The sequence below is a fragment of the Gordonia sp. (in: high G+C Gram-positive bacteria) genome (assembly GCF_020438995.1).
GTDB lineage: Bacteria > Actinomycetota > Actinomycetes > Mycobacteriales > Mycobacteriaceae > Gordonia.
The window spans coordinates 21191-37039 of the sequence record NZ_JAGQTN010000013.1 but is presented as its reverse complement, the minus strand read 5'-3'; the positions used below and the strand labels follow the sequence as shown (position 1 = coordinate 37039).

19 protein-coding genes are annotated in these 15849 nt (G+C 67.1%); 8 read left to right on the top strand and 11 right to left on the bottom strand.

All coding sequences use genetic code 11. The features are described 5' to 3' along the window. Nucleotides 1–67: 67 nt before the first annotated feature. The 3 genes from KDB67_RS00930 to KDB67_RS00920 are packed head-to-tail and all read right to left on the bottom strand — an operon-like array spanning nt 68 to nt 2229. Complete coding sequence (locus KDB67_RS00930) at nt 68–454, bottom strand: PIN domain-containing protein (RefSeq protein ID WP_291011222.1); 387 nt, start codon at nt 452–454, stop codon at nt 68–70. Continuing rightward, entirely contained in the window at nt 441–704 is a 264-nt protein-coding gene (locus KDB67_RS00925; RefSeq protein ID WP_291011220.1) for an AbrB/MazE/SpoVT family DNA-binding domain-containing protein, read from the bottom strand. The genes KDB67_RS00930 and KDB67_RS00925 overlap by 14 nt, the downstream gene beginning before the upstream one ends. Nucleotides 705–756: 52 nt before the next feature. Further along, on the bottom strand, nt 757–2229 hold the full coding sequence (locus KDB67_RS00920) for an adenylate/guanylate cyclase domain-containing protein (protein WP_291011227.1): 1473 nt from the start codon (nt 2227–2229) through the stop codon (nt 757–759). A gap of 173 nt (nt 2230–2402) precedes the next feature. On the opposite strand from KDB67_RS00920, the gene KDB67_RS00915 reads away from it, so the two are divergent. Further along, nucleotides 2403–3707, top strand: coding sequence for a DNA polymerase III subunit delta' (locus KDB67_RS00915; protein ID WP_291011217.1), 1305 nt, complete (start codon nt 2403–2405; stop codon nt 3705–3707). Nucleotides 3708–3717: 10 nt separating this feature from the next. Here the strand turns inward: KDB67_RS00915 and KDB67_RS00910 are convergent, their stop codons facing one another. From KDB67_RS00910 to KDB67_RS00890, 5 genes are read right to left on the bottom strand one after another with little or no spacing between them, the layout of a single operon-like run. Next, the gene (locus KDB67_RS00910; RefSeq protein ID WP_291011214.1) at nt 3718–5328 is read right to left on the bottom strand and encodes a polyamine aminopropyltransferase; all 1611 of its coding nucleotides are present in this window, start codon (nt 5326–5328) and stop codon (nt 3718–3720) included. Then, a complete protein-coding gene (locus KDB67_RS00905) occupies nt 5328–5753 on the bottom strand; it encodes a DUF350 domain-containing protein (RefSeq protein WP_291011212.1) in 426 nt (141 codons plus the stop codon). The genes KDB67_RS00910 and KDB67_RS00905 overlap by 1 nt, the downstream gene beginning before the upstream one ends. A gap of 9 nt (nt 5754–5762) precedes the next feature. Then, nucleotides 5763–6269 carry a DUF4247 domain-containing protein gene (locus KDB67_RS00900; protein WP_291011210.1) on the bottom strand — a complete coding sequence of 169 codons (507 nt, stop codon included), beginning with the start codon at nt 6267–6269 and terminating at the stop codon, nt 5763–5765. A 13-nt stretch (nt 6270–6282) separates the two neighbouring features. Beyond that, nucleotides 6283–6858, bottom strand: a complete 576-nt coding sequence (locus KDB67_RS00895) for a DUF2617 family protein (RefSeq protein WP_291011208.1) — start codon at nt 6856–6858, stop codon at nt 6283–6285. After that, entirely contained in the window at nt 6858–7487 is a 630-nt protein-coding gene (locus KDB67_RS00890; protein WP_291011205.1) for a DUF4178 domain-containing protein, read from the bottom strand. The genes KDB67_RS00895 and KDB67_RS00890 overlap by 1 nt, the downstream gene beginning before the upstream one ends. Before the next feature lie 45 nt (nt 7488–7532). Between KDB67_RS00890 and KDB67_RS00885 the strand changes: the two genes are divergently transcribed. Then, the gene (locus KDB67_RS00885) at nt 7533–7850 is read left to right on the top strand and encodes a hypothetical protein (RefSeq protein ID WP_291011202.1); all 318 of its coding nucleotides are present in this window, start codon (nt 7533–7535) and stop codon (nt 7848–7850) included. Nucleotides 7851–7890: 40 nt separating this feature from the next. After that, on the top strand, nt 7891–8013 hold the full coding sequence (locus KDB67_RS00880; RefSeq protein ID WP_291011199.1) for a hypothetical protein: 123 nt from the start codon (nt 7891–7893) through the stop codon (nt 8011–8013). Here KDB67_RS00880 and KDB67_RS00875 read toward each other — a convergent pair. Continuing rightward, nucleotides 7992–8504 (bottom strand): hypothetical protein, encoded by a 513-nt coding sequence (locus KDB67_RS00875; RefSeq protein WP_291011197.1) that lies wholly within the window; start codon nt 8502–8504, stop codon nt 7992–7994. The two genes, KDB67_RS00880 and KDB67_RS00875, sit on opposite strands and share 22 nt — an antisense overlap. A gap of 531 nt (nt 8505–9035) precedes the next feature. Here KDB67_RS00875 and groL point away from each other — a divergent pair. Both groL and KDB67_RS00865 read left to right on the top strand, forming a co-directional pair. After that, the gene (gene groL / locus KDB67_RS00870; RefSeq protein ID WP_291011194.1) at nt 9036–10661 is read left to right on the top strand and encodes a chaperonin GroEL; all 1626 of its coding nucleotides are present in this window, start codon (nt 9036–9038) and stop codon (nt 10659–10661) included. A gap of 194 nt (nt 10662–10855) precedes the next feature. Next, nucleotides 10856–11959, top strand: a complete 1104-nt coding sequence (locus KDB67_RS00865; protein WP_291011192.1) for an oxygenase MpaB family protein — start codon at nt 10856–10858, stop codon at nt 11957–11959. A 25-nt stretch (nt 11960–11984) separates the two neighbouring features. On the opposite strand, the gene KDB67_RS00860 is transcribed toward KDB67_RS00865, so the two are convergent. Further along, complete coding sequence (locus KDB67_RS00860) at nt 11985–12350, bottom strand: PLDc N-terminal domain-containing protein (protein WP_291011190.1); 366 nt, start codon at nt 12348–12350, stop codon at nt 11985–11987. Between the two features lie 97 nt (nt 12351–12447). On the opposite strand from KDB67_RS00860, the gene KDB67_RS00855 reads away from it, so the two are divergent. The 3 genes from KDB67_RS00855 (at nt 12448) to KDB67_RS00845 (ending at nt 15085) form a co-directional block, all read left to right on the top strand. Next, nucleotides 12448–13293, top strand: coding sequence for a tyrosine-protein phosphatase (locus KDB67_RS00855; protein ID WP_291011189.1), 846 nt, complete (start codon nt 12448–12450; stop codon nt 13291–13293). 162 nt (nt 13294–13455) lie between these two features. Then, nucleotides 13456–14133 carry a DUF4166 domain-containing protein gene (locus KDB67_RS00850; protein ID WP_291011226.1) on the top strand — a complete coding sequence of 226 codons (678 nt, stop codon included), beginning with the start codon at nt 13456–13458 and terminating at the stop codon, nt 14131–14133. A 55-nt stretch (nt 14134–14188) separates the two neighbouring features. Continuing rightward, on the top strand, nt 14189–15085 hold the full coding sequence (locus KDB67_RS00845; RefSeq protein ID WP_291011187.1) for a hypothetical protein: 897 nt from the start codon (nt 14189–14191) through the stop codon (nt 15083–15085). Between the two features lie 3 nt (nt 15086–15088). Here KDB67_RS00845 and KDB67_RS00840 read toward each other — a convergent pair whose 3' ends face one another. After that, entirely contained in the window at nt 15089–15841 is a 753-nt protein-coding gene (locus KDB67_RS00840) for a class I SAM-dependent methyltransferase (RefSeq protein WP_291011185.1), read from the bottom strand. Between the last annotated feature and the right edge of the window lie 8 nt (nt 15842–15849).

Sequence of the window (15849 nt, the reverse complement as noted above, 5' to 3'; positions counted from 1 at the left end):
CGACAGCGGCCAAGAAGGCCGTCGCCGACGACACGACGCCACCCTGGTGAACCGGCGTTGATCGGAGTCAGTGCAGTAGTTGAGCGGCACTGGTCTGGTTCGCCAGCTTGCGGTCAAACGTGTACAGCGGGGTGTTTCCGGTCAGGTTCGCCAGGGAGGCCAGGTAAGTGTCGGTGATCGAAAGTTTGGGTCGCGTGCGGTAGCCGGTGAGTGCGTCCTGCCAGACAGCTCGGTTCACGTCGAGGTTGGCGATCGCGAGAACCGCGTCGATGGAATCGGCGATGGTGTCCCGAGAGAGCCGCATAACGCGTTCCAGGACGTAGACGGTCTCGGTCAGCACCACGTCCGGAACAACACAGTTGCTGCTGTCGAGTAACCGCTGCGCCGCAGCGGTGTGCTCGGGAACATCGTCGAGCAACCAGCGCAGGATGATGTTGGTATCAATTGTCGGCACGGAAGTCCTCGGCGCGTGCGGTCCAGCCATCGCCCGCGGTCGGGATCGTGCCCCACGTGCCGTGCTCGACAGCTTCCTTCCGGATCCGTGCGCGCAATGTATCGATGCTCTGCGGTGCGTCGATCACGAGCGAGTTGCCTTCCACCCGGACACTGACCTTCTGCCCCGCGTGTAGACCCAGCGCGCGCCGGGCCTCGGCGGGCAGCGTGATCTGTCCTTTCGAGGTAATAGTCGCATACATTGATGTCATGTAAGGATTCTAAGTAAAGTAAGGAGTGCCGGCAACGGTAACGCCGGCCTGGTCAATTCTCGTCTGCGGTCGGGTCGGTGGGCACCTCGTGGGGCCGGGCGAGGAGGGTTTCGATGCCGCGGCCACGCAACTCGACGCCCTCGCCGATCTCCCAGTGCGTCGACTCCTCCGCCGAGGCCAGGAACACCGCGCGCGCCGAACCGAGGACCCGCGTCGGCTCGTCCTTGGCGAGTTCGGTGAGCCGGGCGGCCTCGTTCACCGGGTCGCCGATCACCGTGTACTCCAGGCGTTGCTCGGAGCCGATGTGCCCGGCGATGGCCTTGCCCGCCGAGACGCCGATACCGATGTCGGTGTCGCCGAGTGAGTGGTACAGCTCCTCGCGCAGTTCGCGGGCCGCGGCGAGGGCGCATCCGGAGAAGTCGTCGAGGTCGAGCGGGGCGCCGAAGATGGCGAGGGCGGCGTCGCCCTGGAACTTGTTGACGAAGCCGCCGTGCTTGCCGACGACCGACACCACCACCCGGAAGAACTCGTTGAGCAGTTCCACCACTTCACGCGGCGGATGGTCGACGGCCAGCCGCGTCGAGCCGACGATGTCGACGAACAACACCCCGACGTAGCGTTCCTCGCCGCCGAGTTCGGTGCCCGTCTCGATCGCCCGGCGGGCCACGTCCTCACCGACGTAGCGGCCGAACAGGTTGCGCAGGTCCTGGCGTTCGCGCAGGTCGGCGACCATGTCGTTGAACCCGGCCTGCAACAGGCCCAGGTCGCTGCCGTCGTAGATCTTCACCGACGCGTTGAGGTTGCCCGCCGACACCTCGTTCTGTGCCTTGCGGAGCTGTTTGATGGGGTCGTTGATAGCCCCGACCACGCGGGTGATGGCGATTGTGCTGAAGATGAGCGCGGCGGTGGCCATCCACACGATCGGACGCTGGATCCCGACGGCGTCGGTGTTGACCCAGTCGAGTCGTTCCAGCGTGATCAGCAGCACGATGACGGCCAGCGGAACCCCGACGCTGACCGCCCAGAACACGGTGATGCGGGTGGTGATACTCGGCGCCGACGCGCTGTCCGGGTCGTTGGCCATCGCGGCGACCGTGATCGGTCGCAGTACCTTCTCCACCTGCAGATACCCGAGCACGCACGTCACGAGCGCACCGATCAGGGTGGCGACCGCCCCGATGAACGCGTTCTTCTGCGACACCGCCAGATTGGTGATGGCGAAGACGCTGCCGCCGACGATCCACATCGCCAGGTTCAGACGAGTCAGCAGTGCCGGCAGTTGCAGGGCGCGATGCCGGGCGAACTCGTCGTCGAGACGCGAACGCCGTCGTTGCCAGATCAGCACCGGCAACGACAGCCGGATGGTGAAGTAGCCGCCGACGATGGTCGCGATCAGCAGGTAGCCGATGAACACGGCCTGCGATGTGCCGGCGACGTCGTTGAAGGTGAGCGCGTCCTGGGTGGGCATGCCGAAGCGCAGGAACGCGAAGGTGAACAGCGCGCCGACAAGGTTGGCGCGCAGCATGTCGAGGGCGAGCAGAGGCCAGGGCGTGTGCACCAGCCAGCGGGCAAGGTGTACGCCCTTCGACCATTGTGATCGGCGCTCTACCACGTCACCACGTTAGCTGGATGCTTGCAAAAGTTACACACTCTTCGGTCGTTCAGCGGAGTCTGACCAGGAGATTACAGTGAACAACTGTGACGAATGTCTTTGATCGGCTGATCGGGCAGCGTGCCGCGGAGGTCGACCTGCGCGCCGCCGCGCGTGCGGCACGGGGTGTCGCGGCCCGGCTCGACGAGGCCGCCGCCGGTGCGGTGTCGATGTTCGCCGACCCCGACCCCGACCCCGGCGCCGACGGCGCCGCGACCGATGCGTTCGATGCCGCGTCGCGGGCGTCGATGACGCACGCCTGGTTGTTCACCGGACCACCCGGATCGGGCCGGTCGGTGGCGGCCACCGCCTTCGCCGCCGCCCTGCAGTGCCAGGCCGGCGACCCCGCCGATGTCGGCTGCGGCGAGTGCCGCGCCTGCGTGACCGTGATGGCCGAGACCCACGCCGATGTCCGCCACGTCGTCCCCGACGGCCTGAGCCTGTCGGTGGCCGTCGTCCGCGACATCGTGCAGCTGGCCTCGCGCCGTCCCGGTACCGGCCGCTGGCAGATCGTCATCGTCGAGGACGCCGACCGGCTCACCGAGTCCGCGGCGAACGCGCTGCTCAAGGTTGTCGAGGAGCCGCCCGCGCGGACCGTGTTCCTGCTGTGCGCGCCGTCGGTCGATCCCGAGGACATCTCGGTCACCCTGCGCTCGCGCTGTCGGCACGTCGCGCTCGGCGCTCCCGCGGTCGACGCCATCGCCCGGGTCCTGATCGAGCGCGACGGCATCGACGAGGCCAAGGCCCGCTGGGCGGCGTCGGTGTGCGGCGGTCACGTCGGCCGTGCCAAACGTCTGGCCACCGACGACGACGCCGTCGCCCAGCGCGAACAGGCTCTCGGTCTGGCCCGGGCCGCCACCCGCGACTCCACCGCCTACGCCGCGGCCGAGGCGCTCGTCCGGTCCGCCGACGAGGCCGCCAAAGCGCTCAGCGCCCAGCTCGACGCCGCCGAACTCGAAGAGTTCAAGACGGCACTCGGTGCCGGTGGTGAGGGCAAGGGCACCGCCCGCATGCCGCGCGGCAGCGCCGGCGCCCTCAAGGACCTGGAGAAACGGCAGAAATCCCGTGCCACCCGCGTCGGGCGCGACGTCCTCGATCGGGCCCTCGTCGATCTCGCCGCCCTGTTCCGTGATGCGCTGTTGCTGTCGATGGGTGCCCACGTCACCGCGATGCACCCCGACAAGACCGACTCCATCGTCACCGGAATGGCCGGATATGCGAGCCCCGAGCAGCTCCTGCGCTGCGTCGATGCCGTCCTGGAGTGCCGCGAGGCCCTGGACCAGAACGTCAAACCCAAATTCGCCCTCGACGCGATGGTCGCGAAGGTGAATCTGGAGATGCGGCGGCCATAGGAGACACGCCCTAGTACAAGCTCCATTCGGATTGGGCGTACCGCAGGATCCTGGGGTCCATCAGCGTCGACGCCGGCACGTCCAGTTTGTCGCGGTCCTTCGGGAACGTGGTGGCGGCGGTCAGCACGTCCTCGGTGAGAAATCGCAGCGGTGGATGCTTCTGGTACATCGTCGGCCAGACGGGACTGTCGCTCGCCAGCACGAAACCCCAGTCCCCGAACGACGGCACATCGACGTGGTACGGGATGGTGTGCAGGTCCGCGGCCCGCAGGGTGGCCACGATGCACCAGAACGAGCGCGGCGCGAAGTACGGTGAGCCGGCCTGCACCACCATCCGCCCGCCCACGGCCAGGTGAGCCTTGGCCAGCGCGTAGAACTCCACCGAATACAGTTTGGCCGTCGCCGATTCATCCGGGTCGGGCATGTCGATGATGATCACGTCGTACAACTGCCGGCTCTTGCGCAGCCACGAGAACGCATCCGCGGCGACGATGGTCGCGCGCGGATCGGACATCGACCCCCGGTTGAGTGTGCGCAGCCGTCGATCGTGGCGGGCCAGCGAGATCATCTCGGGGTCGAGTTCGACGAGCGTGGCGGCGCGGACATCCGGGTAAGCCAGCACCTCCCGCAGCGCCAGACCGTCGCCGCCGCCCAGGATCAGCACCGAATCGCCCGGGTGGATCTGCGCCGGATGCACCAGCGCCTCGTGATAGCGGTACTCGTCGATCGAGGAGAACTGCAGGTCGCCGTTGAGGAACAGCCTCGTGTCGGGTCCGGCCGAGGTCTGACGTTCGGTGATGACGATGTCCTGGTACGGGGTGCGTTCGGCAGCGACGATCGGGTCGCGGAACAGCGCCTGACGTGCGGTGACCTCGAACCGCCCGGACAGCACCAGTGCCGCCACGAGCACCACGATCACCGCGGCAGCACCGGCTCCCAGCATGGTCGCGACGGGCGGTCGCAACGACCGCCGGAACACCACGAACACCAGAAAACAGCCCGCGACGGCATTGACGAGTCCGACGATGATCGCCCCGCGAAGCTGCCCGAACCACGGCAGCAGCAGGAACGGGAAACACAGCCCGCCGACGAGCGCGCCGATGTAGTCGACGGCGAACATGTCAGCCACCGCCGACCCGGCGTCCTGCCTGCGGATCTTCTGCAGCAGCACCATCAGCAGCGGGATCTCGGCGCCGATCAGCAGACCGAGCACGAACGCCACCACCACCAGGGCCGGCGTGTACAGCTCCAGATAGGCGAACGCCCAGTACAGCGCCATCACCGACAACCCGCCGAGCAAAGCCAGCGACAGCTCGATCACCGCGAACGCGATCGTCGCGTGTCGCTGCAGCGGCTTGGCGGCGAGCGACCCGACACCCATCGCGAACACCATCACCGACAGCACGATCGAGGCCTGCGTGGCGGTGTTGCCGATCAGGTACGAACCGAGCGACACCAGCGCGAGTTCGTACACCAGACCGCACGCGGCGCACACGAAGACGACGGCCAACAGGGCGGCACGGGCGAATCCGCGACCCCCGAGCCACCCCCGCGGCGGTTGAGGTGCGAGGTCGCCCGGCGACCGGGCCTCGAAACCCGGTGAGCCGACGTCGCTGCTCACTACAGGATCGACACGGCGACGATCACACCGATCGCCACATGCAGGGTGGCGTGCACCCAGACCGCCGGATGCGGGTTCTCCTCCAGCAGGATCTCACCGAGCTTCCCGGGGGTGAGCAGGTCGACCAGCACGAACGCCAGCGCCATGACGGCCAGCCCGATCAGCGCGTACACGATCGTGTAGATAAGCCCCTCACCGAGACCGCCCTCGCTCGCGACGATGGCCGCAGCCACGATGATCGCCTCGCCGGCCAGGTTGGAACTGACCAGCACCGCGGCGTTGCGGTTGCGCGCGCCCCACAGGTGGTCGCTCAGTCTGCCCGGCGTGAGCGCGTCGATCACGACGAACGACACCGCCATCAGCACCACCCCGACACCCGCGTACGCGGCAGCCGAATACGAGTTCTCGATCAGATTGTCGAGCATTGTTCTCCTCTACTTGCCGCTGCCACTGCCGCCGCCTCGATTGCTGCTGCCGGACCCCGAATACGCCGGTGTCGGCACCCAGTGCCTGCCCACGTAATTGTGATAGTGGGTGTATCCCGTGGTGTAGTCCTTGCTGACCATCACCCGCGTCTGGTCGGTCCCGTAGTCGAAGAGGCCGATCACGTAGTCGGGGTACTGCAGGAAGGTGCCGGACTGTCCGCCGGTCGTCAGTGTGGCAGGGGTGGCCGTGCGCTGGTCGATGGGTTTCTCCGCATTGCGGATCTGCGCGGCGACCGTCGCCGGTGAGCCGTCGGCGACGTACGCTTTCACCGCACCCTCATCGAGGGCGGCATGGTGTGAATAGTGCGACGTCACGTAGTTGCGTGCCCCGCTGCGCGTGACGTCGGCGGTGCAGGTGGCGGTCATCGCCAGCGCCGCGACCACGATGATCACGCCGATGATGATGTTGCGGATCCGGTTGAGCCGGTGCCTGGGATCCGGGGTGCCCGGGGTCATCGCTGCGCCCGGTTCACGACTGTGCCTCGCTGTGTGCCGGTCCGCCGCGCCACAGCGAGCTCGACGTGACGACGACCTCGCCGGTCTGCGGATATGTGTGCCAGGTGCGCCAGACGACCAGTGCCTGCGACCCGGGCGTGTCCGCGCCCGGGCCCGCGAGTACGGCGGTGAGCGCGAGCGGCGATCCGGGGAATCGTCCGACAAGCGCGGGCAGGCCGCGGCTGTGATGCTCGTCGGCCTCGCGGACAATGGTCTCCACGATAGTGGCCAGGGCATCGGCGCCCACTATGTCGGTGCGGGCATTGAAGTAGTAGCCCGATTCCTGGAACGACAACGGCAGATCCGAGGTGACATCGGGCAGGCAGGCGACGGTCTCCAGCAGATGCGCGGACTGCCCGACAAGCACCTGATGGCTGGCGCCGAGCAACCGTAACGACACGGGCAGACCGGCCACCATGCCGTCGACCTGGGCCAGCGGTTCCTGCAGGGGTGTGGTGAGGGAGAACCCGAGCGCGCTCGCGCACGTATCGGCGTAGGCGACGGGCAGTTCGGTTTGCGGGGGCGGTGTGCCCGGTACCAGGGGAGTCATCACATGCCCCGGGTGGTCGACGGATAGATGCGGTAGTCGGTGTGGTGCAGCACCTCGCCGCGCGCGGCCTCCCAACCGCTGCCGAAGTTCTCGAACGACAACCGCCGGTCCCCGCTTTCATAGTCGTGATAGGCCATGAGACCGCTCGGCGCTACGCCGGTGGTACCGGTGGAGGTGAACCGCGCCTGGCCGGACTCGGCGGAGGCGTAGCGGCGGCCGTCGAGGTCGAGGGTGTATGGGCCCGGGCTGATTGTGTGCGGGCCCAGTTCCTGCCAGAGCACCACCTCGAGGTCGGGATCGTCCTCGACCGAGATCCAGCTCTTTCGGCCGGTCCCGGTGTCGACGAAGTTCTCGGTCCACTCGTAGCCGTCCTGGCTCAGCCGCAGCGTGCCCCGGACGGCGTAGGTGGTGCCGCGGATGTCGATCATGTCGCCCGGCACGAGGTTGCGCGGGTTGCCGTGGACCGCGTCGTCGTCGGCGCCGGCGAAAGGGTCGCGCGGAGCGTACGCTCGTGCGGCCACCGAATCGGCCTGTGCCTGCCGGGCCTGACGGTTTCCCAGATAGTTGAAGATGACGACGACCGCAATGATCGCGAGCAGTGCCACGGCGACGATCAGCAGGTACTCCATTGCGTCGACAATACTGTGGGTCCGAGAGGCAGTAGCCTGGCGCTTGTGCGACTGTGGAGACGACAAGCCGAGCCCGCCGGGACGGCCGCGCTGACCGTGCGGACAGTGGTCGACTCAGGGCGGCTCTCGGTGACTTGGGCGGCCCCGGTCGCTGACGCAGGCGAGTACGCACACGCCCGCGTCTTCCTCGCCGCCGCCGGCTGCGCCCCGGAATTCCTGGGCGTGATCGCGCCGTCCGCGACCCTGACCGTCGACATCGGTCCGGGCACCTATACGGCGATCGCCGAGTCCTACAGCAGCGGAAGCTGGGGCGGCGGCCGGCTGTCGGGCATAGGCCGCAGCGACGAGTTCACCGTCGGTTGAGGGTTGCGCCGCGCCGTAAACCTGAGGCGCGATTCAACTTGTGACCGGCAACACCGATTTCACCGTCGGCCTCGGCTGCTACGACGAGGTGTTCACCTACGACGAGCTCGACAGTCTGCCGGCCGACGCCCCGCACATGGGCTATCCGAGATGCTGCCGATAGACCGGGGACGAGTCGCTGACCGTGATGACGTCGGTCAGCCCACCGCGCGTCCCTGTGTCATCGACGACCATGAGTAGGTAACGCCGGCCGGGAGTCAGACCGCGTACGACGAAGGTGTACTCGGAGAAATCTCCCATCGACCCGGGGCCGATGCCGACGCTCGTGACCGGGACCTCTCCCGCACTCCGGTAGCAGCCCCTCCGGGCCTTGTCAACGAATACTTCGAAGTACCGTTCACAGCGCGGTGCGGTCGAATCCCGAAACAGAGCCGCCCTGGGTGTTGATGTTCCCGTGACCTTTATCTCGGCGCGGTACTTGGAATAGCCGGGGAGGTGGACGACCTGACAGTTCTTCACGGTGCACACGCTCGGGAAGGTGGTGAGTCCGGGGTTGAGCTTCATCGGCGCCGCATCCGTAGCACCGGCCCACGGTCCGGTGGCACCCGAAGCGGACGCCATGATCGCACATGCGACGACGATCTTTCGTATCACGATTGCTCTCCTTCGTATGGAGGTCCGGGGAGTTTCTGCGGACGTCCGGCCTCCTGATTGTCATAGCTGGGATCAGCCGGGCGGATGGAACGGTTGGATCCCCGAGTCCGGCCACATCGCGGCCTGCCGATGCCGGTCCCGGCAGCCTGGTGAACTGCCGTGTGCTCAGTGTCGGGTCACCTGGTCGCGTGGACACGAGTAGTCGACTACTCGACTTTCGGGCTGCATGTGGCTCGGGGCTGCGAGGTGTTCAAGCCGGACCCCGATGTTCGCGTCGTCGCGTGGCTGTCGTCGCGTGGCTGTCGTCGCAGACGGGGCAGGTTTCGGTCACGGCCATCGCCGTTCAGCTGTCGGCGGATATCTTGCACTCGCCGGGGCCGAGTGCTAAAACGGTCTTTGGCACTCGCGGACCGTGAGTGCCAGGTCGGGACGGTGAGATCGGTCCTTTTTGACACGCCGGTCGTCCGTCGCGGGCACCGAGTTCCGGCCATAGATACCTGGTGTCACCCCCTATCGGAGGATCACTTACCCATGGCCAAGCAAATCGCGTTCGACGAAGAGGCCCGTCGCGGCCTCGAGCGTGGGCTCAACAGCCTCGCCGACGCAGTCAAGGTCACGTTGGGACCCAAGGGCCGCAACGTTGTCCTGGAGAAGAAGTGGGGCGCCCCCACCATCACCAACGACGGTGTGTCCATCGCCAAGGAGATCGAGCTCGAGGATCCCTACGAGAAGATCGGTGCCGAGCTCGTCAAGGAGGTCGCCAAGAAGACCGACGACGTCGCTGGCGACGGCACCACCACCGCCACCGTTCTGGCTCAGGCACTCGTCCGCGAGGGCCTGCGCAACGTCGCTGCCGGCGCCAACCCGCTGGGTCTCAAGCGCGGCATCGAGAAGGCCGTCGAGGCCGTCACCGAGTCCCTCCTCAAGAGCGCCAAGGAGGTCGAGACCAAGGAGCAGATCGCTGCCACCGCGGGCATCTCGGCCGGCGACCCGTCCATCGGCGAGCTCATCGCCGAGGCCATGGACAAGGTCGGCAAAGAGGGCGTCATCACCGTCGAGGAGTCGAACACCTTCGGCCTGCAGCTCGAACTGACCGAGGGCATGCGCTTCGACAAGGGCTACATCTCGGGCTACTTCGTCACCGACGCCGACCGTCAGGAAGCCGTTCTCGACGACCCGTACATCCTGCTGGTCTCGGGCAAGGTCTCGACCATCAAGGACCTGCTGCCGCTGCTGGAGAAGGTCATCCAGGCCGGCAAGCCGCTGCTGATCATCGCCGAGGACGTCGAGGGCGAAGCCCTCTCGACCCTGGTCGTCAACAAGCTCAAGGGCACCTTCAAGTCCGTCGCCGTCAAGGCCCCGGGCTTCGGTGACCGCCGCAAGGCCATGCTGGCCGACATCGCCATCCTCACCGGTGGCGAGGTCATCAGCGAAGAGGTCGGCCTGTCGCTGGAGACCGCCGGCGTCGAGCTGCTCGGCACCGCCCGCAAGATCGTCGTCTCCAAGGACGAGACCACCATCGTCGAGGGCGCGGGCGATCCCGACGCCATCGCCGGCCGTGTGGCCCAGATCCGCGGCGAGATCGAGAACAGCGACTCCGACTACGACCGCGAGAAGCTGCAGGAACGGCTGGCCAAGCTGGCCGGTGGCGTTGCCGTCATCAAGGCCGGCGCCGCCACCGAGGTCGAGCTCAAGGAGCGCAAGCACCGCATCGAAGATGCCGTGCGCAACGCCAAGGCTGCCGTCGAAGAGGGCATCGTCGCCGGTGGTGGCGTGGCCCTGCTGCAGTCCGAGCCCGCCATCGACGCCCTCTCGCTCGAAGGTGACGAGGCCACCGGCGCCAACATCGTGAAGGTCGCCCTGTCGGCTCCGGCCAAGCAGATCGCCTTCAATGCGGGCCTGGAGCCCGGTGTGGTCGCCGACAAAGTGCTGCACTCGCCGCTGGGCACCGGCCTCAACGCCGCCACCGGCGTGTACGAGGACCTGCTGGCCGCCGGCATCAACGACCCGGTGAAGGTCACCCGCTCGGCGCTGCAGAACGCGGCCTCGATCGCGGCTCTGTTCCTCACCACCGAGGCCGTCGTCGCCGACAAGCCGGAGAAGAACGCCGCACCGGCGATGCCGGGTGGCGACGAGATGGGCGGCATGGGCTTCTGAGAGCCCCTCGCTCGACTCGGGTTCGCGCCTGATCGCGACAACGAATACACCGGATGGCCGGTCACTCTCGCGGGTGGCCGGCCATCCGGCTTTTTATCTGTGACGGGGGGTTACATGTGACAACGAGTAATGGTAACTTCGGCAGTGAGACGGCGCTCACAGATGAGCGTTCGCAAACGATGAAATAGGAAGCCATGTTCGGTCTCAAGACACGAGAGCAGTTCGCGAAGCAGTACCAGCCCGCCGACGACTACGGGTTCTTCGGGCCCGGGTCGGTCACCTGGAAGGTGTGGTCTTACCCGACCTCGTACATCCTCGGTTTTGTCCGGTCCGTCACGATCGAACACTTCGACCCCAACCTCGCCGCCGCCGTCGTCGAGTCGGGCGGCGTCAAGTACCGTCCCAGCACCCGCTACGGCCGCACCCTGCGCTACTTCGCGATGGTCGCGTTCGGCGCCACCGAACCCACTGCCAAGGCCGCCGACGTGCTGGTCAAGGTGCATTCCAAGGCCGTCGGCCGCGACCCGGTGACGGGCGGGGAGTACGACGCCAACAGGCCGTCGTCGCAGCTGTGGATCCACATGACCGCCTGGCACTCCATCCTCTACTGCTACGAGAAGTTCGGCCCCGGCAAGCTGTCGCCGGAGGAGGAGAACCAGTTCTGGGCCGAATGCGCCCGGGCCGCCGAACTGACCACCGCCGACGTCTCGGAGGTGCCCCGCAGCCGCGACGAGGTGCGCGAGTACTTCGCCGCCTGGCGCCCACACCTCGCGGCATCCGAGGCCGCCCAGGACATGATCCACTTCATCATGCCGCTGAACGTCGCACTGCCGCCCGACATGCCCGAATGGCAGAAGAAGGCGCTCGCTCCGGCGATGTGGCTGATGAGCAAGGCCGTCATCTCCACCTACCCCAAGCACCTGCGGCAGATGGCCGGACTGAACCAGGGACCGCTGCTCGACGCCGCCGTCCGGCTGCCCAACAAGCTGATCCACAGCGCGCTCGCCCGTTCGATCAACGCCAAGCTCCTGACGTTCGATCTGCTCGCACCGCAGACCCTCCCGGTGGCCGCACCGATGCTGCTGGGCATCCCCGCCCGCAACCCCATCACGATGACCCCTCGTCAGGCGCAGGCAAAGTACGGCTACGACATCCCGAGTCAGGCGCATCAGGGACTGCGGATGAAGCAGCGTCAGCGGGTGCTCGTGGACGGCCAGAAGCCCAGCGACGAGGGCCTCGTCGAGTCGCAGCAGCACATCGGCTCGATGGACGTGCGCACCCCCGCCAAGGTCGGCTAGCGTCCCGGCCCGACAGACCCCCGCATCAGGATCCGGGGGTCTGTTCGTCGGTGCCGCGTTGTTGCTGCTCGCGGGCTTTGCGGCGCTGCTCCTCGGCGCGGGCACGCACCTGGCGCAGGAACTCGCGGTCGGCCTCGGGGTCGGAGGCGCGGGCCCGGTGCGGATGATCGTATTCGGGGAACTCGCCGCGCGGCCGGGCCGGCTCCGCGACGTCGTCCGCGGTGGGCCGGCCGAACCCGATCCACAGCAACGCACCGATGATCGGGATGATCAACACGAGGATGATCCACGTGAACTTCGGCAGCCCGTGGATCGACTTCTCGTCGGCGCGGACGATGTCGATGAGCGCCAGAATCAGCACGGCCAGGGTGATCAGACCCAGATAGGGCATGTGTTCCTCCCCTTGGGTGTCCGGTTTTGCTCTCCCCGAGGGTATCGTTCCCGTTCTCCGGCCGAGCGCGTGTCGTCCGTTTGAAGGAGCGCATGACATGATGACCGACATGGCCGGTGAGCAGGTAACAGCGGGTGAACAGGCACAGCCGGGACAGCTGATCGAGCTGGCGACTCTGCCCAATCTGCGCGATGTCGGCGGCTGGCCCACCGCCGACGGCCGGATCGTCCGTCGCGGCATGGTGTTCCGGTCGACGGCGCTGCACTCGCTCAGTGACGACGACAGCGAGCATCTGCAGTCGCTGAACATCACCACCATCTACGATCTGCGGACTGCGAAAGAGCGGACCGAAGCTCCCGACGCCCCGATCGGTGAGCAGGCCAATCTGTCGCTCGACGTGCTCGCCGACGCAGACAAGGACATTCCGGCCAAGTTGCACGAGGTGCTCGTCGACCCGGCGGTGGTCGCGCAGATGAACATCGAACTCGCCGGCGGCAAGGCCGTGGGCCACATGAGCGAGTCGTACCGGCACTACGTGACGCTGCCGAGCGCGATCAGGTCCTACCGACGCATGGTCGACGGGCTGCTGGGCCAGGACTCCGCCGCGCTGCTGATCCACTGCACCACCGGCAAGGACCGTACCGGCTGGGCGACGGCCGTGCTGCTCAGCGCACTCGGCGTGGCCCGCGAGGACATCTACCGCGAGTACCTGCTCACCAACGACCATCTGCTGCCGACATTCGACGGCCTGTTCGCCAAGTTCGAGCAGGCCGGCGGCGATCCGGACCTGCTGCGTCCGCTGCTCGGCGTCGACGCGAGGTATCTCGACCAGTCGTTCGCGGAGGCCGAGCGCGTGTGGGGTGGGATGGACGGCTATCTCACCGGATGTCTGGGCCTCGACGATCAGGCCCGCGGAACGCTCCGGGACCGGTTCCTGGCGTAGCGGCCTGATCGTGCACGATCGACGGTAGTCCCGGTTTTGGTGACGGTTACCGGCCGCCCTGTCGGTGTGCCGTAGTAGATTCGGTACCGATCCGGGGGACATACGTGCGGTGACATTTTGACGCGCAGGGACATCAACGCGCAGGACAAGAAGGGAGTAGTGGTGGCGCCGGTTTATCAGGCAATGCTGGGGTCGGACTTCGCGCGTCTGCATCCCAACGTCGCCTGGCGGTACAGCGTCGACTCCACGTCGGGGGTGGCGCAGATCGCGTCGGGCATCTACGAGTCCGTGTACACCAACAATGCGCTGTCGCCGATGTTCTTCAAGCACTACGCCAGCCGGCACGCGATGCCGGCCAAGTCCAGCCGCATGGTTCCGTTCGAACAGAGCCAGTACTGCTATGTCGACGAACTGGGCCGTGAATGTCTGGCCGTGCTGCGCGAGTTCCAGTACACCTCCGGCTCCCGCAACGTGAACTCGTTGCTGGTCTCGGGCCGCGACGGCCTCGTCGACTACTTCGGCGACGGACCCGAATTGCTGTATCCGATCGAACCGTCGGTCACCAAGGCAGGGGAGTTGCTGCTCGAGAGCGGCCCTCTGCGCTGGCTGGGCCGTGGCCCCAACTTCGGGATGCGCGGACCGTTCTCGACCCAGATGAAGTACATCGAGGGGTGGGACGAGCGACATCAGCGGTTCCGGTGCGATGCCACCGTGCACAATCCCGTCATCGGCGAGATCCTGCATTTCCGCGGCTGGTTCACCGCCGTCGACCAGGTCTGCACCCTGCAGCAGATCCCCGACGAGGCGTGGCCGGTCAACCTCATCGAACGCGAGCGGTAGCTGTCCGTCGGTCGACCGGCGGATATGCGGGCTACGATTTGCCACAATCGGAGTTATGACGCAACCACCCGACGACCCACGCCAGTACGGCGATCCCGGCAATACCCCAGGTGGAAACGGCGGCGGGTCGACACGCAGGTTCGACGAGCTGCCGCCCACCTCGGCCTATGGTGACCCCGGGTATCAGGAGCCGTACCTCGCGCCCCAGCACAACGAGGAGTATCCCGGACAATTCGGGCAGACCCAGTACGGACCACAGGGTTACGGGCAACCGCAGAGCTATGGGCAGCCGCAGAGCTATGGGCAGCCGCAGAGTTACGGCCAACCACCGAGCTACGGGAACCCGCAGGGTTACGGGGATCCACAGGGCTATGGGCAGCAACCCCCGGGACAGCAGCCGCCGGGCAACCATGGCGTGCCAGACGGTGGGCGGCCGGGAGGTTCCCGGGGCCGCACCATCGCGCTGGTGGCGCTGGTCGTCGTCGCGCTCGTCGTGATCGGCGTGGTGGCGGCGCTGGCACTGACCGGTGGTTCGGACGACGAGTCCGGGGGCACGTCGGCCGCCGCGTCGTCGACCACGAAGACCCGCACGACCACGTCCCGCCCCACGCCGACCAGCACCGCCGAAAGTACAACGACGAAAACCTCGGAGGCGCCGGAGTCCACCACGACTACGCGGAGGGCGTCATCGGGGGTGACCTATCAGATCACGGGCCGCGGCGACGTGGTCGGACTGAACTACACGGACGGTGGTGGGATCAATGTGGTCGCCACCACCAGTGCACCGTGGTCGCAGCGGGTTGACATCACCGGCGGCCAGGCACGGCTGACAGCGGTGGTGATCCGCGGTCCGCTCACCTGCAAGATCGAGTTCGACGGTGAGACGCTGGCCACGCAGACCAGCAACGGCGGTCTGCTCACCTGCGCGGCGTCGATTCTGTCGGGACGGTAACGGTCACCGCTTACGCAGGACCAGAACGAGATTGGTGCCCAGCACCTCCCGCAGCCCCGGTACCCGCATGATCGGCCACAGCCACGACGGCAGGTACCGGGGGAAGGCCAGGGTGGTGTCGGCGGCACCGGCCACCGATCGCGACCAGGCGAGCCCCTCGGCGGCGGTCACCTTGAACAGTGAGGTACCGTACAGGTTCTTGGGCGGGTGACCGTGGTGGCGGGTGTACCAGCGCGCGGCGCGGTGCCCGCCGGCGTAGTGTGTCAGACCCATCTCGTGACCGCCGAACGGGCCGTACCACAGTGTGTAGCTGACGATGACGGTGCCGCCGGGCCGGGTCACGCGCAGCATCTCTTCGCACATGGCCCACGGTGCCGAGGTGTGCTCGACGACATTCGACGACAGGCAGATGTCGAAACTGTTGTCGGCGAACGGAAGCTGCTGTCCGGACGCCCGCACGCTCGCCCGCTGGTCCAGGCCGCCGGCATGCATCTCCGACGGGTCGGGTTCGGCGGACAGATAGGTCGCGCCGCGTTCGGCGAAGGCGTCGGCGAAGTAGCCGGGACCGCCGCCGACGTCGAGCATGGTGGTGCCCGACAGCCCGCCGGGGTGCACCGAGTCCGCCATCACCGCGGTGTCGGTGGCGATCGCGCCGTAGAACCGGGCCGGATCGGTCTGCTCGAACCGGAAGTCGTTGAGCAGACGGGCGGCGCGGCGCAGCGTCGCATAGCGGGCGAAGGCTGATCGGGAACTCACCGCACCAT

Excerpts from the sequence above, each read along its gene's own strand:
- KDB67_RS00925 (WP_291011220.1), bottom strand. The coding sequence starts at position 704 with ATGACATCAATGTATGCGACTATTACCTCGAAAGGACAGATCACGCTG.
- KDB67_RS00920 (WP_291011227.1), bottom strand. The coding sequence starts at position 2,229 with ATGCTGCGCGCCAACCTTGTCGGCGCGCTGTTCACCTTCGCGTTCCTG.
- KDB67_RS00905 (WP_291011212.1), bottom strand. The coding sequence starts at position 5,753 with ATGCTCGACAATCTGATCGAGAACTCGTATTCGGCTGCCGCGTACGCG.
- KDB67_RS00900 (WP_291011210.1), bottom strand. The coding sequence starts at position 6,269 with ATGACCCCGGGCACCCCGGATCCCAGGCACCGGCTCAACCGGATCCGC.
- KDB67_RS00895 (WP_291011208.1), bottom strand. The coding sequence starts at position 6,858 with ATGACTCCCCTGGTACCGGGCACACCGCCCCCGCAAACCGAACTGCCC.
- KDB67_RS00890 (WP_291011205.1), bottom strand. The coding sequence starts at position 7,487 with ATGGAGTACCTGCTGATCGTCGCCGTGGCACTGCTCGCGATCATTGCG.
- groL (WP_291011194.1), top strand. The coding sequence starts at position 9,036 with ATGGCCAAGCAAATCGCGTTCGACGAAGAGGCCCGTCGCGGCCTCGAG.
- KDB67_RS00865 (WP_291011192.1), top strand. The coding sequence starts at position 10,856 with ATGTTCGGTCTCAAGACACGAGAGCAGTTCGCGAAGCAGTACCAGCCC.
- KDB67_RS00860 (WP_291011190.1), bottom strand. The coding sequence starts at position 12,350 with ATGCCCTATCTGGGTCTGATCACCCTGGCCGTGCTGATTCTGGCGCTC.
- KDB67_RS00855 (WP_291011189.1), top strand. The coding sequence starts at position 12,448 with ATGATGACCGACATGGCCGGTGAGCAGGTAACAGCGGGTGAACAGGCA.
- KDB67_RS00845 (WP_291011187.1), top strand. The coding sequence starts at position 14,189 with ATGACGCAACCACCCGACGACCCACGCCAGTACGGCGATCCCGGCAAT.